Raw genomic sequence first — 16,857 nt, 5'->3', positions numbered from 1 at the left:
ATGTGAACAGAATCAGAACCTTTAATTTCAATTTAGTTAATTACTTAACTCTAATGCAAAGGTCTCTTCTTAATCATACCACCTTTTATGTCCTTAATGCTATTCATTATTACAAATGCATTGGGTTCTATTTTTTCGATCTCAGTATTTAATTTATTTAATTCTAGTCTGGTTATTACGGTATAAATGATATCCATATCTTTTGAAATACCATCTTTTGCATAACCGCCTTCACCTTTATAAATAGTCACACCACGACCTAATTTATTGATAAGCATCTCTCTTATACGATTGCTTTGAGAAGAAATGATGGTAACACCTATATATTCTTCTATACCTTCTATAATAAAATCCAGAGTTTTAGAGGCCGCGATATAAGTAATCATGGAGTATAGCGCTATTTCTATAGATAGTAAATAAGCTGCAAATGAAAATATAATCACGTTTATTAGAATAATCACATCACCTATGGTGGTAGAAAATTTGCGACTTAAGAAAATGGCAAGTATTTCTGTACCATCTATAACCGCGCCACCTCTTATAGCAAGACCTATTCCTGCACCTAGAAAGAAACCTCCAAAAATCGCAACTAGTAAATCGTCATCAGTGACATTAGGAAAAGGAACTACTGCAACACATAATGCGAGTCCGATAATGGCAATTGTTGTTTTTAAGGCAAAATGCTTTCCCATGATTTTATAACCCATAATAACAAAGGGTAGATTTACTCCTATAATTAAAGCATAAAGAGGTACATCTGTAATAGCGGCAAGGAGTAGAGAAATACCAGTGGCACCACCATCTATAAAGTCATTAGTTAGTAAGAAACCTTTAAAACCAAATGAAGCAGAGAATATACCAATAACTATAAGAATAAAGTTTTTGATATTACGCTTTATAGAAACTACCAGTTCTTTGTATTTTTTGGCAAGCCTATATTCAGAAGGTTTTCCTTTAGGGTATTTCTTCTTATCCTTAAACTTAAGAGTAGTTTGAATAATAATATTAGTTAAAAGTTGATTCATTTATGAGGTTTGATTTTATAATTGTTTCCGCTGAATTGTTCGGGCATTTATTTGTGAAATAAGTTTCAAATCACAATCTTGAAAATACGTTTTTTTACTACTTTTAACTAGTTAATAGTTACTTAATTTCTTTATTAGTAGATAGCAGAAATAAATTTAATGAAAAGGTATTTGTAAAGATATTCCTGTTTCTAGATCAGGTACATTATTAACGGTAAGATCTTCTTTTAAATAAATGGTGTAAGAAATCTTAGGTCTAGCATGAGTATATAAAAACGACCAGCTGCTCAGGTTTTTTATTAGCGTGGTGTAACCATAATGCCAGCCTTGATTTATAGCAGCATAATCACCTTTGAGATGAAAATAATCGGCCTCTTCTTTTTTAAAATACGAGGTCTGATTTTGATAATTAAGTCCCAGAATATTTTGATTGCCATGTGTTGTTCTATGTGACCACTGCATCATAGCCTCACCTGATCCTATGAAACGATTGTTTCCTAAGTCAAGGTTATTGGTGCCGTCTATTGCATTTTTATATAACACACTGTAACCTATACCTAGCCATAAATTGCTTTTAGGATTAAGAACGTACTTTTTAATGGCATTTAATCCTATTCCTAGATCTAGAGAATTATTATAAGCACTCGTATTCCATCCTATTTGTGACTGTATGTTAAAGAATAAATTGCGATCATTCCACCTTTGTAATTTGGGGTAATAGCTGTGTGATAATTCTAGACCGCCTAGAATAAAATCACCAGCCTCCATGGTGAGTGTTTTTCCATTGCGGTCGGTATAGTTTACAGCCACTTGATTAACGCCATAAAATTTCCTGCCAAAAGGATCTTCTCCACCAGCAATATTACTATGAAACCACTCTATAGAATCGTCATTTGTAAAAGGCGAATTAAAGAAATTACCCTTAACCGTTTGAAAAGCCCGCAAGCCTATCTTTATCTCATTACTTTTACTTATAGGTATGGTTAACGCAGGTCTATAGACTTTATACACCGCATCGATTTCCATACTTAATATTTGCGCTGGTGTTGTTTCTTGATCTACATAATTAAAAGGCCTGTAAAACCATGTTATATTTCTAAACTGGTTTCTTATTTCACGATCCTCTGGTAAAAAGGCCTGGACAGGTGCGTGAAAATTATTTCCAGATTGTATTTCTAGATGCAGTTCATAGCTCTTACTTGCACTGGTCTTAAAGTTTTGAGTCATGCGAGAAGAGAACAACCCTAAATGGTGCGTAGATGCTAGATGAGGTTTTATCAGTCCATTGATCTTTATATTTAAACTATCAGATTGTCCTAGCGCTATGGTGCTTTTAAGGAAAATAAAAAGCACGATACAAAACCTAGATAAATAACTGTTATTAGGGTTTTGATATAGCATCGTTTAGTGAATGGATTCTTTTTGCAAGATAGAATAAGTAAATAATAATTTTAGGTTCTATGAGATGGATTTCTATTCCGCTTTCGCGAAAGCGGAACACTTATCATTCTCCTAAAAAGATGTACTTTTGCACGCTTAAAAATCAAGCATTATGCGCAAGATATTCAATAATTTTACCAGTAATCCTAAGGATGATATTCTCTCTGGAATAACCGTTTCTCTAGCGATGATACCAGAAGTGGTAGCATTTGCTTTTGTTATAGGTATTGATCCTTTAGTGGCTCTTTCAGGTGCTTTTATGATAGGACTAATTACGGCATTATTCGGTGGTCGTCCTGGTTTAATATCTGGAGCAGCTGGTGCAGTAGCGGTGATTTTTGCAGATTTGATTATAGAAGGACATGATAAAGGTCTTGCTATGGATGCGCCAGTAGATAACATGCAATACATTTATCTATTTGCAGCGGTAATTTTAATGGGAATTATTCAGGTGCTAGCTGGTGTATTTAAGGTAGGTAAATTTGTTAGGTTGATACCACATCCAGTAATGATGGGGTTTGTAAACGGTCTTGCTATTGTAATTTTCTGGGCTCAAGTAAAAATGTTTAGAAATAGAAACGCAGTTGTAGATGAAAATGGTGTTACAGAATATATAGCTACTTATATGCAAGGATCTCAATTATACATTATGATCGCACTGGTAGCACTTACTATGGCTATCGTATTCTTTTTACCTAAGTTAACTAAGAAAATACCAGCAGCGCTTACGGCTATTATCGTAGTAACCGCTATTGTTATATTAGGTGATATGGAAGGTGTGAGTACGGTAGGTTCTTATATAAGAGATGGTGGTGGTACTGGTCTTAAAGGAGAGTTACCTACTTTTAATACAGAGTTATGGGATAAATTACCTATAAATTTAGAGACTTTTAAATTTATACTTCCTTATGCTTTTCTAGCTGCTGCGGTAGGATTAATAGAGTCTTTAATGACTATGAATCTTGTGGATGAACTTACAGAGACTCGTGGTAGTGGTAATAGAGAGTCTGTAGCACAAGGAGCTGGTAATATAATCAGCGGTTTATTCGGTGGTACAGGTGGTTGTGGTATGATAGGACAGACGGTTATTAATATCAATGCAGGTGGACGTGGCCGTCTATCTGGTGTCATGATGTCTTTAACCTTATTAGTCTTCTTACTTTTTACAGATGAATATATTGAGCAAGTACCTATTGCAGCGTTAGTAGGTGTTATGTTTATGATGGTTATCGAGACATTTGCATGGTCTAGTTTTAGAATATTACGTAAAATCCCTAAGTCAGACGCATTAGTTTTGATTACCGTATCTGTGGTGACGGTTGTGTTTGATCTTGCCATCGCAGTATTTGTAGGTGTAATTATATCTGCATTAGTATTTGCATGGGAAAGTGCAAAACGCATTAGAGCTCGTAAAAGCCTTAAAGTAGATGGTACTAAAGTATATGAGATCTGGGGTCCATTATTCTTTGGTTCTGTAACAGATTTTAATATGAAATTTGATCCTAAAAACGACCCTGATAAAGTAGAAATAGACTTTATAGAAGCTCGTGTGCAAGATCATTCTGGTATAGAGGCATTAAGAGGTATTGCAAATAAATATCTAGATCTAGGTAAAGAAATAAAGTTAACGCATCTTAGCCCTGAGTGTAAGGAGCTGTTAATGCGCAACAATCCAGAATTTGATACGATTATAGAAAGTAGTATTGAAGACCCACGTTACCATATAGCAACAGACTTAATGGATGCTGAGGTATAGTAAATAACTTCTTAAAAAAACAAAACCTCTATAAAGTAATACATCACTTTATAGAGGTTTTATTTTTATAAATAAGATGATGTAATACTACGCTTTATGTGTTTTAAAAGTCGTTTTTTTAGGCTCATCTTTTTCTTCTATATTCTTATTGCTTCCAGGAAAAACTAACGGAGTGCTGCTGTAAGTAGTGCCAAAATTCACATGAGCCAGATAGACTTGTTTCACAGCATCTGCCACTTGTTTTTCTGTCAATTCCTTTAATGGATGTATAAAAACAGACCACAATAGATTTTCTGAAATGGCATACTTAACGTCTAGTGCGGTATGAAAATTGGCTACTAGAGCATTGGTTTTCATCTCTTCATCTAGTTTAGAATATTCTATTATAGGAGAAATAATGCGCATTCTATTATGGTTGACATCAGTTACACAAATAATAGGTATGTCATTGATTACAAATTGCCACCTACCATTCTCACCTTGAATGGTATCACTGACAGTTTTAAAAATAGTATCCAGTTTGTCATTACTCATATTCTGTGAGAAAGATAAATTTGTAATCAATAACGCTGCAAATAAGATTATATATTTCATAATAAAGAATTTAGATGTATGAGCCTTACTCCATAACCCATGCAGCAAGTATATATAAATGGTCTCACAAAAATATTTCAAAACCTTAATTCTGGTTTTACAAATAATCCATTCTTTAAAACAACTGTTTAATATTCCTTCTATTTAAACAATTCTTTACGTAGTAACGTAATTTTATATTCTACAGAATCACGCTGGTATGTTATGTTTACCGTATCTAATTCAGTGATATTATAGTTGTTCCATTTCTCACAGGCATTATCTTTATTAATATCTCTAAAGTCAAAATCGTTAATAGATAACAGTTGATCTCCTAGCTCTAATTCAATAGGTAATTCTTCGATAAGCCCTGTTACTATAGCTTTATTATCTTTTATTCTAAAATTAAAACCAAATGAAGTTTCTTGAGTATCTTGATATTCCTTTACTTTCTTTAAGTAGATTTTTTGAGATGACCAGTCCATAATGACATCATGTTTATTCATGAATTTATTTCCTATTAAACTACCATGATCTAGATCAATAATTTGAGTTTTCATATCTATAGCACCTATTTTTACACTGTCCATTTTTACCGTTCTCGTACTAACAGAGTCTATAGCATCATAAAGTCCCACACTAGAATTTCCCAATCTTGTAATTCCTACAGCATCTGGAAAATCGGCTAGTTTTTTACTTACATCTATATGACCAGTAAAACCTGTGTCATAAGTAAAAGAGGTGGTTAAACCATTGATAGTTCCTTTTACATAAGGCGTTTTTTGCATAGAAGTTGTAAAAGAAAGCGTGTCCTTATAAGAAGATAAATCGTAATTAGATAACTGTTCTGTAATAGTGATCTCGTGATTTTGATAGTCAAATTTCCAGAATGATTTTGCCATTTGGTTTGCCCCTATAATACCATCTATTTTCATACATTTAAACTCAAAAACATCATCTAGACTAGCTACCACAGCCCCTATATTATTGTATGTTAGATTACCTAATTTGATCTCTGGCACAATAACGACCTCCTTTTTATCCTTCTGTCCTTGAGAATCTGAAACAGATATTTGATGAGCAGGTTTTACATTTATATCTTTATAAATACTGCTAGAAATAACAGTAGGTGCTCCTGTATCTACTAAGAAATTGTACTTTTTTGAATTAATAACGACCTCAATTATTGCCAGATTATTCTCGTAATTAAAAGGCAATACTTCTTTATAATACTCAGTAAGTAGGCTTCCAGAATTGTATGTTTTTGATAAACTGCCACAGCTTATTATTAAGAAAACAAAGGCTAGGTAGAGGTATTTTTTCATTCTATATGGTTGTAGGTTATAAATATAGAAATTATATGGGTCTCGCTTTCGCGAAAGCGGAACATTTACCATCGTTATAGTAACAAAATCCTTATTTTTGAGCAAAGACTTATTTACATGGATTTAGACTTCAATAAAAACGAAGATCATAATAAAATGCTACTTTCTGACTTGAGAAGAAAGTTTGCTCAAGTAGCCCTAGGTGGTGGTAAAAAGCGTATTGAAAAACTTCATGCCAAAGGTAAGATGACTGCTCGAGAGCGTATCGATTACTTACTTGATAATGCAGAAGATGCTATAGAGATAGGTGCATTTGCCGGTGATGGTATGTATGAGGAGCATGGCGGCTGCCCTAGTGGTGGAGTAGTGGTGAAAATAGGATATGTGCAAGGTAGACAGGTTATAGTTGTGGCAAATGACGCAACGGTAAAAGCTGGAGCGTGGTTCCCTATTACAGGAAAGAAAAACTTACGTGCTCAAGAAATCTCTATTGAGAATAGATTACCTATAATTTATCTAGTAGATAGTGCAGGTGTTTATTTACCTATGCAAGATGAGATTTTTCCTGATAAGGAACACTTCGGTCGCATATTTAGAAACAATGCGGTCATGAGTAGTATGGGAATCACTCAAATTGCTGCCGTAATGGGTAGTTGTGTTGCAGGTGGTGCTTATCTACCTATTATGAGTGACGAGGCGTTGATAGTAGATAAAACAGGAAGTATATTTCTTGCTGGTTCTTATCTAGTAAAAGCTGCTATAGGAGAATCTATAGATAATGAAACACTAGGTGGAGCAACGACGCATTGCGAGATTAGTGGTGTGACAGATTATAAGGCAAAAGACGATAAGGATGCTCTAGATAAAATCAAGAAAATATTTGATAAAATAGGCGATAGCGATAAAGCCGGTTTCAATAGAGTAGAAGCAAAGAAACCAGAATTAGATCCTGAAGGTTTATTCGGCGCGTTACCTAGAGAACGTAATGCTCAATATGATATGATGGAGCTTATTAATCGTATGGTAGATGCAGGTTCTTTTGAAGCGTATAAAGACGGTTATGGACAGACATTAATTACAGGTTATGCACGCATGGATGGTTGGGCTGTAGGTATAGTTGCAAACCAGCGCAAGATTGTAAAAACTAAGAAAGGCGAGATGCAATTCGGTGGTGTGATTTATAGCGATAGTGCTGACAAGGCGACTCGTTTTATTGCAAACTGTAATCAAAAGAAAATACCTCTAGTATTCCTTCAAGATGTTACTGGTTTTATGGTAGGATCAAAATCTGAGCATGGTGGTATTATAAAAGATGGAGCAAAAATGGTAAACGCTGTTTCTAATTCTGTCGTTCCTAAATTTACGGTGGTTATAGGAAATAGTTATGGTGCAGGAAATTATGCGATGTGTGGTAAAGCCTATGATCCTAGATTAATTTTTGCATGGCCTACTGCTGAGCTTGCAGTAATGTCAGGTAATAGTGCCGCAAAAGTATTGATGCAAATAGAAAAAGCATCTCTAGAAAAATCAGGTAAAAAACTATCTGAAGAAGAAGAGAAAGCACTGTTTGCAAAAACGAAAGACCGTTATGATAAACAAGTGTCTCCATACTACGCAGCGTCTAGAATATGGACAGATGCGATTATAGATCCGCGTGATACTAGAAAATGGATTTCTATGGGAATAGAGGCAGCAAATCATGCACCTATTACAAAGGATTTTAACCTAGGAGTTATACAGACATAGCGTACAGTAACTTTTATATAACAGAGTTTTAGATGTCAGTCTGAACTTGTCGAAGATGATCTGCGAATAGATATTCAGGTCCATTTCTATAAGTTCAGTATGACATTTTTTTATTGACTTTTTCTCAAGAAGTTTTTTTTAATAGTATTTCATGAAACAATTTTTCAACAGGTTCTTACTCATAGTAAATTTACAAACGGTAATAATCTCTTTACTGGCCGTTATCTCTACAGCGATATGTATCCATTATAAGTACGAGGCCGAGTTTCCATTAACTCTAGTAGCGACATCAATTATTTTTCCGATAGTGTTTTCTATAGGTGGAGCTTATAAACGTAGAGAAGCTGCTTTAAAAGAATATGCTGCGATAAAAGGATATTTAAGAGCTATATTCTTTGTTTCTAGAGATTGGTTGGATCATCCAAAGCCTGAAAATGTGACAAAGATGAACACGATCATATTTGATTTCTTCAATAATCTAAGGACCATGTTTACCAGTCCTAAAGAGCAACTTATTGAAAACGAGAAACTTGTTTATGATAGTTTTTCTGATTTTTCATTATACATAAAACATGAGTTGAGAGGTGAAGGGCTGTCTGCAGGTGAGTGCTCACGTACCAATCAATATTTACAAAAGATGATGGTATCTTTTGAATCTATTAAACACATTTACCAGTACCGCACACCTAGAACTCTTAGAGCTTTTAGTTCTTTATTTATTAAGGTGTTGCCCATACTTTATGGACCTTACTTTGCGTTTAAAGCAGAAGAGATGTCTTGGGGACTGGAATTTGTGATTCCTATCTTACTAACGATGATTCTTGTAAGTTTAGAAAATATTCAAGAGCACCTAGAAAATCCTTTTGATCAAATAGGAGAAGACGACATAAAGTTCAATGTAGAAAAATTTGTGGAGCGATTGAATCATAAATCAGATGATTAATAACTAAATATGTTTTTAAAGAAATTATTTAAGGGTCTTGTTATCGTTGCTATAGCAGGCTATGTGTTAGTTTGTAGTTTGCTTTATTTCTATCAAGAAAGCATACTCTTTTTTCCAGAGCAATTAACGCAAGAGCATAAATTTGAATTTAAGAATTATTTTATAGAAAGAGATATTGTCGCCAGATCTGGACACCGTATCAACACCTTATTATTTAAAAATGAAAACTCAAAAGGTGTCATTCTTTATTTACATGGTAACGCTGGTAGTTTAAAATCTGTAGGTAATGAGTCAGAGAATTTTTTACCATTAGGCTATGATGTTTTAATGATGGATTATTCTGGGTACGGGAAAAGCTCTGACCATATCACAAATCAAGAAGAACTTTTTGAAGATACACAAGATGTTTATGATGACCTTAAAAAGACCTATACAGAAGATAAGATTCATGTTTTAGGATATTCTATAGGTACAGGTATTGCAGCACATCTTGCATCTAAAAATAAACCAGCAAAACTAATATTACAATCACCATACTACAGCATGACCGATATGATGAAACGTAAGTATTCCTTAATACCGACGTTTATTTTAAGATATGATCTTGCTACAAATGAGTATTTAAAAGAATGCGATATGCCTATATATTTATTTCACGGTGTAGAGGATAAAGTAATACCCATAGAATCTTCTGTAATGCTGAGCAAAGAATTTGATATTCCATTATATAAATTAGAAAATCAAGGTCATAACGGTATGGGAGGTAATATAGAAGCATTACAAAAGCTCAATGAAATTTTAAATAATTAAAAAATAGTTAGTTGAATAGGGGAAACAGATGTTTCTTAATACAAAAAGTAAAAACCTCTATTAATTATAAATGGAGGTTTTAGAATTAATAACGTTCCCTAATTGTTATTAATCGTAATGTAAATTAAAATCTTAATTTTTTTAAGATTTTGATATGAAGTAAAAAAAATGGATTTCATCAAATATTTATAGGTTTAGAACAACAAATCAGTTTCTGCTTATTTTTTAGTAAACCAACTGTCTACTGTTCTGGTATACCCCAATTGAATAAAAGTAGACCCATCGTTCCCGAAGTCATTTCTTGATGTACCATCTATATTACCAACAATAGGGTATGTAGGGAAGTATTCAATTGATAAAATTCCGTGATGATCATGTTTCCATTCAAAACTATAGCCTGTATAACTAGGAGTATCTCCGCTTATATTATCATCTTCTAATTGTTGTACAAATAAATTATCATCATCACTAGTTATTTTATCAAACATGACACCAATAGTAATGTGATTTCTTGCTGCAGTTCTAGAGTTACCGTACCAGCTGAATTGCGTACCTAAACTTAATCGATTGAAATTATAATTTGCTTTACCAGATCCTAGTTCTTCAGAATCTAGCCACGCATTTGCACTATATGATCTATTTCCTATCTGGTAGTCGACGTATCCTTTTACCCATTTTAAACCTCCATAAGCTCTCGCACCTAGGTCATAGGAAAGTCCAAAAGAGTCAAAGAATGGTGAGAATCCAGCTCTTAATGTACCGTAACCATAGCCACCGTAGTGTTCTGTTTCATAACCGAATTTAGGATTAACATCAAAATTAATATTAACAATTCCGTAATCTGTAAACTCTTCTTTAGTTCTAGCATTATCACTGCTATCAAAAGTAGTGGTGCTAGAATTAAATCCTATACTAGTTATAGTACTACTGTAACCAAAATCTAAACCAAAATACACTCCTTCTCCTTTAAAAATTCTATCAGGATTGGCTCGGCCAGAACCCTGATAAACGACTCCTGCTAGCATATAAAGTACAGTTGCCGAAGATGCCGCAGCGCTGCTTGCTACAGCCATGTTTTGTTTGTTCTGAGACGCTACTCTATCTTCATATTCTCGTCTTGCTTGTTTTCTTTCGGCAGCTTTTCTTTGTTTCTCTTCTTCAGCTGCTTTTTCTTGTTGGGCTTTGCGCTCTTGCGCTTCTCGTTCTTCATTTATCGTAGCTTGCTTTTTTTCTACTTCATCTTTTTCTTCCGCAACTTTTGTAGCCTCATCTTTTTCCTTTTTCTCTTTTTCCTTTTTGGCTTTTTCAACCTTCTTTTTTTCTTCCTCTTCTTTACGTTTCTTTTCTTTTTCCTCATTTAAACGTTTCAAGGCTTGTTCTGTATTTGAGATTTGATTTTGATAATTACGATTAGGGTCTTTATTTTCAAGCTTTTTTAAGATACTTAATTTCTCATTTAAATCTTCTTCAGAATTACCCAGAGCATTTAATTCGTTTCTTAAAATGACTATTTCATCTTTTTTTTCTTTTTGTACTAATTTTTGATTTTTATAAGACTCTGGAGTTTGCCCACAGCTTAAATCATTAGTAATACTAGGTACTCCATATTGTTCTTGATCACTTTGGTTATATTCAACCTGAATTTGATAAACTTTAATAGTAGGATATTTTTCAGTATAATTATTTCCACCAAGACCATCATATGTAACGCCAGACTTAATGGTATGAGAACCGCCATTACCTAATCCCCACATAGAGGTAGCTAAATTAACATCATAATTGCTGTTATTGGTAACCTCTACTTTGAATTTATATGGTTTTTGTTTGTCACTAGAAGCTCTGACATAAACCTGTACATCTAAGAAGTTGAAACAATTTTGTCCATTTGTAGAAAGTCTGATATATTTGGGTGCTACAAAAGTAGAAACTCCATCCACCAAGGTGTTTCCTGGAAAATGAGTAACTTTTACATTAGTACTAGTTTGACCATATATTTGTAAACTAGTAATAAGAATTGTTAAAAGTAACAGTTTTTTTAAATTCATAATTAATTTGTTAGTTGGTTAATCGTTTTTTGATAGGTTCTAGGGTTTCAGAAATACGTCCACTATAAAAGGATATTTTAATTTCAGGGTTGATAATTTCAATTTTCAGCTTGTAAAATAGTTCTTGGTTATCTTGATGGATGCTGAAAGTTTTATATATTTTATCACGATCTTCAGTATCTAACCAGTTCCTGTCAAGTCCTCCCCAAGACCGATTGTCAACCGATTTAAAGATCTTTCTAATATCTACTGACTCCTGACCATTTGTAAATCTTAATGTTGTTATTAAATCAACTTGAGGTGTTTGAATGGGAATAGGGAAGTTTTGATGAGGTAGGTTTGTAGCTAATTTATTCTTGAAAGAGTACTCAATCAGTTGAAAATCTTTTAACCCTGCCATAATGTTTATTCCTTGAAATAAATCCGTGTTGAGAACTAGATTAGCTTTGAAGGTAAAACTACCGTTGTACTTTGTGTCAACGGTTTGAGAAATGATACGTGTACTTATTATTTTTTCTGTTTGAGACCAGCTAACTGTAGAAATGAAAAAGGCAATTATGATTATTATTCTTGGCATCGTTATTTTTTAAATGATACGATATAATGATGATGTATACTTTTACTCAAAAGTTTTGTGGTAAAAAGAAGATTGGAGCTGTTGAAAGAGAGTGAGTTATTTATCAAGGTTCTAGTTTTTAATTTTTGGTAAGATTAATTAATTATGAATTTTGAAGAAATACCCTGTTTAGGGTATATTTTAGAAAATATTAGAGTTAAAATTTAAATGGAATTCCAAGACTTAATCCAACTCTCAAGTCAGAATCATTTCCATTAGGTGCAAGACTAAAATCAGTTCGATCAATGAAAAACTGGGCTGTGACTGCTGGTTTTTTGTTTTTGCCTTTAAAGCCGACTAAGATTCCTGCTCTAAAAGGTGTTAGTTCTTTATTTTTTACATTTTTTAATCTTGAAAAATGATTCCATTGATGTCCTATTTGGGCAAAGAATCCAAAATTATAGTTCACAGGAAATAAGTATGCTTCCACACCTATTTGGATCGAATTACCATACTCATAAGAGTTTTCTCCAATATATGCAGTTCTAGACTGGTTGGTAGAGGTAGTATTGCTAATAATTTCATTAGAATTAATAGTGATTTCTGAGAAATTTATTCGATTTGATATTCTTCCAAATTCCATAAATGGTCTGAAAACAATTATTTTTGGAATGTATTTATATTTCTCTGGACTTATTCTTTGCTGAAAATAGCTTCCATAAATTCTACTACTAAATATATCTCCAGTCTGTAAGGCAAATTGTTGATTGAAGGAAAGTGTTGAATTAGGTATAAATCTATTGAATGATTCTCTTTGGTAGGTAGCATGAGCACTGATAAACCAAAGTCTCTTAGTTTTCCATGCTTTTTTTGCCAACATCTTTTCTAATCCTATAAACATCTTTTTGATTTTATCGGTTTTTGCAACTACTTTGTTCAATTCGCCGGCAATTTTTAGATTACTTAGATCTCCGTTCTTATCATGAATGTCAATTTTAATTGCTTTTTCAGGTTTAAGTTTACTGAAACCTATAGATTTATCACTATTGATGTAGATACTAGATAAATATTTTAAGTGGTTTAAAGATTTATTAATCTGTTTTAAGTAGGATTTGTATAATGCAGTGTCTTTTTTTAATTTTTGTTCGTTTATTAATTCTGTTTGAATCTTTTCTAATGTTTTTTTAGGAATGCTTAAAGAGTCATAAACTACCTTTCGAAAACCGTTTTTATCCTTATCCTCAGGTTCATAGTATTTGTAACTAGGTTTGAAGAATTTGAAGTAGTTTGCATTAATTTGAGCAGACTGCCCTTGATCTTCATCAAAAAAATACACTCCATCACTAGCATTTGCAGAAATGCTCGTAGTGAAAATACCGTAGTTACTTTCAAATACTTTTAAGCTTACTTGTAATTTTGTATCTGTTTCTTTTGCAGTGATGCTTGCACCTTGTTCTGGAGTGAAATTGTTGAATATGAGGTATCCAAAATCCTCTTTGACAACTTCATTAAATGCTTCCGAGGTTACCAACCCTTTTTTCTCTGCGAATTCTATATCGTTAATTTGACTAGATGATAAAAATGTTACTAATAAGAATAATGTGAATAGAATTGATCTCATGATTAGGATGTTTAAATTTTCAACACCACAAACCTAAATACTCCATACGCCTCTTATTCAAGGACTTTTCCTAATTGATTTAGGACTATTCTTTTAAGAAATAGGGTTTTACCTAATTTAATCTAAAAAGAATGAATTAGTTTTAGGGTTTAACTAAACAAATTTTATTATGCCAGAAAAGCATTTAGTATTTACTGAAGAGCCAGATTATAATGGTTACGATGTAGTTTATTATAAGGATAATGATAAGCACTACCTTGATATTTCAAATATTGACGGTTTACAAACTCTACATTTGATAAGAAAAAATCATTTAATTGTAAACTATAATGAGCAATCTGAGTTATCACGAACTAACCATAAAATAACATCTGGATATGTTCAGTATGAAAATTTACAGCAGCCTCCAAAAACATTGGCTGAGTGGATAGATAAAAGTGGAGCAAAATCATTTGATTTCAACTATCATCGATATATTTTTGTTGAAACTATTTTTAATGGTTCAAAAATAACTTCTCTACACTTTGATTCAATTGGAATTGATGGCTTAATCAATAGATCTGGCTCAAAAAATGAATTTACCTTCTCAATGCCTTTTATAAAAGGTTTACAAGAAAAATTTGGAGAAAATGCAAAAATTTTCTTTGGATATAATGATAAACATTATAAATCATTAGCTTTAAAAATACAGGGAAATGGGAAAGAAGGAACTTTTGATATCTCTTATGATCCACCTCCAGCTCCAGCTAGACAATCTGGCGTATCTTCATCGTTTGTTGGTGAAATAAAAAAAGTGAAACATATTTAAAACAATGTTTAATATTATCACTTTGGTTACAATAATAGTGGTAGCAACTTTTGTAGTTGCTACGATTTTTTATCGTAGTAATTCAACATATAAAATTCTATATGGTATTTTGGTGGTAAATTTAATTTCTGAAATGGCATTACTCTTAGGTAAGACAATTTTTACATTTCCAATTGTACATGTTTATAATTTGCATATATTCTTTCACACAGGTCTGTGGATCTATCTTATAGTTTATCTTCTTAAGAAATTTAAAATCGATTTGATTATTGTATATTCATATATAATGTTTTCGTTGATAAATATCCTGTTTATAGAAACTAAACAAATTACATTCAATACTTTTCTAATAGGTTCGGGCATCTATCTATTATACTTTATTTTTAAAAATTTTCAACTTTTAAAACTTGAAGACTTAAATCATTTTAAGTCAAATAACTTTCTGCTGCTGTCTGCACCTCTTTCTTTCTTTTTTGCCATGAGTTTTGTGTTTAGCTTTCGCGACAGCGAAATGAGAATGATAAAAATAGGAGGAAGAACACTTTACAACATCCTCCAAAATGGTGGTAATATCATCTACTACTCACTCTTAATCCTCTACATCATAAAATCAAGAAACGATGGTAAAACTCAAATAGCAAATGACTGACATCGCCATAGGAATTATCATCACTTTTCTCTTCGTCTGTATGGCGCTACTTTTCTGTGCTATATTGATAAAAGTCTATGTGGCTAAAGTCAAAAAATACAACCAAATCCTTTTTGACAAACAACTGGAACATCAAAAAGCAGTTAGTAAAGCTGTGCTAGAAACTCAAGAAGAAACGCTTAATAACATCGCTCTAGACTTGCATGATGATACTGGACAGCGTCTTACCTATTTGAACTTGCAACTGGAGCAAATCAAATTACAGCAACCAGAATTAACAGCAATCATACAACCTGTTAGTACAACGGTTAATGATCTTGCTATTAATTTACGTGACTTAAGTCATTCCATGACTTCAAATTCTTTAATAAAAACGCCGTTATTCAAGGTTATAGAAAAAGAAATAGAACGAGTGAACAGGCTAGGAGTAGTGGTTTGCAGTATAGACATTTCTAACAGAGAAGATTTCTATTTTTCTCTAGATGAGAAGATTATTTTGTACCGTATTTTTCAAGAGGTACTCAATAATATGCTTAAACATTCTAGAGCTGGTGAGTTTACTATAAATGTATCAAATCCTGAGCAACCTTCTTTTTCTTTCATAGATAATGGGAAAGGATTTGAAATAAATAATGAGTCGCTTACTAATGGTTTTACCAATATGAAATTGCGTAGCGAATTGATAGGTTATGAACTTCAAGTAAAGTCTCAAGAGCAAAAAGGGACACACATCCAGCTAGTTAAAGAAATAGCTTAATTTTAAAGCATGGCAAAGAAAATTAACATAGGGATTATTGATGACCATGACATCGTACGTAAAGGATTGAGTCAGTTGCTCCAAAACATGGGAGATTATGTAGTTACAGAAGAACATTCTAGTGGTGTTTCTTTTATTAATAATTTACCTGATAATAAAGAATTGCCCGATGTCTATCTTCTAGATTATTCCATGCCTATGATGAATGGTCTTGAAGTCCTTCAAGAAGCTAAAGAAATTAATCCTAACATAAAATTTCTCATGCTTACTCAAAATATTGAAGATAAAATCAAAGTAGAGGCCTATGACAAAGGTGCAAGAGGTTTTCTTTCTAAAACTTGCCAGGCTCCAGAATTAGGTCAATCGATCACTAACGTAGTCACTACTGGCTACGATAATTTTGAAGAGATTCTACGGTTATTACGTAACAAAAACACCATAGAACAACTTACCAAAGAAGAAAAAGCAAATTTAACTGCTCGTGAATTACAACTACTAGAACTCGTTTGTGATGAGAAAGAATACACCTATCAAGAAATAGCAGACCAGATGAATCTCTCGATAAAATCAGTAGACGCTTGTAGGTCACAGCTTTTTCAGAAACTAGATGTGAAATCCAAAGTCGGTTTAGTACTGTATTCTTTTGCTCATAAGCTTACTAAACCTTTTGTTTAAGTATAGCTTGCCTATTAAATAGTATAGAGTAATTGCTTTTTTTGCCATAAAATATTTTTTGAGCAATATTTCTATTTCACCCACTTTTAAATTTAGAATTCAGATATTTGAGAAGACATTCAACTGTT

At 32.8% G+C, this 16,857-nt stretch carries 14 protein-coding genes; 7 read left to right on the top strand and 7 right to left on the bottom strand.

The features are described 5' to 3' along the window. Positions 1-50: 50 nt before the first annotated feature. Both LY01_RS08155 and LY01_RS08150 read right to left on the bottom strand, forming a co-directional pair. Positions 51-1,025: a YitT family protein gene (locus LY01_RS08155; protein WP_104515352.1), complete on the bottom strand. Its 975-nt coding sequence runs from the start codon at positions 1,023-1,025 to the stop codon at positions 51-53. 156 nt (positions 1,026-1,181) lie between these two features. After that, positions 1,182-2,426: a hypothetical protein gene (locus LY01_RS08150; RefSeq protein ID WP_104515351.1), complete on the bottom strand. Its 1,245-nt coding sequence runs from the start codon at positions 2,424-2,426 to the stop codon at positions 1,182-1,184. 151 nt (positions 2,427-2,577) lie between these two features. On the opposite strand from LY01_RS08150, the gene LY01_RS08145 reads away from it, so the two are divergent. Continuing rightward, positions 2,578-4,221: a SulP family inorganic anion transporter gene (locus tag LY01_RS08145; protein ID WP_104515350.1), complete on the top strand. Its 1,644-nt coding sequence runs from the start codon at positions 2,578-2,580 to the stop codon at positions 4,219-4,221. 87 nt (positions 4,222-4,308) lie between these two features. On the opposite strand, the gene LY01_RS08140 is transcribed toward LY01_RS08145, so the two are convergent. Then, positions 4,309-4,815 (bottom strand): hypothetical protein, encoded by a 507-nt coding sequence (locus LY01_RS08140; RefSeq protein ID WP_245890658.1) that lies wholly within the window; start codon positions 4,813-4,815, stop codon positions 4,309-4,311. 140 nt (positions 4,816-4,955) lie between these two features. Continuing rightward, positions 4,956-6,224, bottom strand: a complete 1,269-nt coding sequence (locus LY01_RS08135; RefSeq protein ID WP_146080398.1) for an aspartyl protease family protein — start codon at positions 6,222-6,224, stop codon at positions 4,956-4,958. A gap of 12 nt (positions 6,225-6,236) precedes the next feature. On the opposite strand from LY01_RS08135, the gene LY01_RS08130 reads away from it, so the two are divergent. The 3 genes from LY01_RS08130 to LY01_RS08120 all read left to right on the top strand — a co-directional run bounded on the left by LY01_RS08130 (position 6,237) and on the right by LY01_RS08120 (position 9,618). Further along, entirely contained in the window at positions 6,237-7,865 is a 1,629-nt protein-coding gene (locus tag LY01_RS08130) for an acyl-CoA carboxylase subunit beta (RefSeq protein WP_104515348.1), read from the top strand. A 151-nt stretch (positions 7,866-8,016) separates the two neighbouring features. Next, a complete protein-coding gene (locus LY01_RS08125) occupies positions 8,017-8,808 on the top strand; it encodes a hypothetical protein (protein WP_104515347.1) in 792 nt (263 codons plus the stop codon). A gap of 9 nt (positions 8,809-8,817) precedes the next feature. After that, positions 8,818-9,618, top strand: coding sequence for an alpha/beta hydrolase (locus tag LY01_RS08120; RefSeq protein ID WP_104515346.1), 801 nt, complete (start codon positions 8,818-8,820; stop codon positions 9,616-9,618). Between the two features lie 218 nt (positions 9,619-9,836). Here the strand turns inward: LY01_RS08120 and LY01_RS15025 are convergent, their stop codons facing one another. The 3 genes from LY01_RS15025 to LY01_RS08105 all read right to left on the bottom strand — a co-directional run bounded on the left by LY01_RS15025 (position 9,837) and on the right by LY01_RS08105 (position 13,840). Beyond that, complete coding sequence (locus LY01_RS15025) at positions 9,837-11,663, bottom strand: hypothetical protein (protein ID WP_146080397.1); 1,827 nt, start codon at positions 11,661-11,663, stop codon at positions 9,837-9,839. Positions 11,664-11,673: 10 nt separating this feature from the next. Beyond that, positions 11,674-12,240 (bottom strand): hypothetical protein, encoded by a 567-nt coding sequence (locus LY01_RS08110; protein WP_104515345.1) that lies wholly within the window; start codon positions 12,238-12,240, stop codon positions 11,674-11,676. 196 nt (positions 12,241-12,436) lie between these two features. After that, positions 12,437-13,840, bottom strand: coding sequence for a hypothetical protein (locus LY01_RS08105; protein WP_104515344.1), 1,404 nt, complete (start codon positions 13,838-13,840; stop codon positions 12,437-12,439). Between the two features lie 169 nt (positions 13,841-14,009). Between LY01_RS08105 and LY01_RS08100 the strand changes: the two genes are divergently transcribed. The 3 genes from LY01_RS08100 to LY01_RS08085 all read left to right on the top strand — a co-directional run bounded on the left by LY01_RS08100 (position 14,010) and on the right by LY01_RS08085 (position 16,729). Continuing rightward, positions 14,010-14,648: a hypothetical protein gene (locus LY01_RS08100; protein WP_104515343.1), complete on the top strand. Its 639-nt coding sequence runs from the start codon at positions 14,010-14,012 to the stop codon at positions 14,646-14,648. Between the two features lie 728 nt (positions 14,649-15,376). After that, positions 15,377-16,054 carry a sensor histidine kinase gene (locus tag LY01_RS08090; RefSeq protein ID WP_170034570.1) on the top strand — a complete coding sequence of 226 codons (678 nt, stop codon included), beginning with the start codon at positions 15,377-15,379 and terminating at the stop codon, positions 16,052-16,054. A 9-nt stretch (positions 16,055-16,063) separates the two neighbouring features. Continuing rightward, positions 16,064-16,729, top strand: coding sequence for a response regulator transcription factor (locus tag LY01_RS08085; protein WP_104515340.1), 666 nt, complete (start codon positions 16,064-16,066; stop codon positions 16,727-16,729). The last annotated feature ends 128 nt before the right edge of the window (positions 16,730-16,857 follow it).

This window comes from Nonlabens xylanidelens, assembly GCF_002934445.1.
GTDB classification, from domain to species: domain Bacteria; phylum Bacteroidota; class Bacteroidia; order Flavobacteriales; family Flavobacteriaceae; genus Nonlabens; species Nonlabens xylanidelens.
Note: the sequence above shows the minus strand (reverse complement) of the source record. Positions and strands in the feature narration are given on the sequence as shown.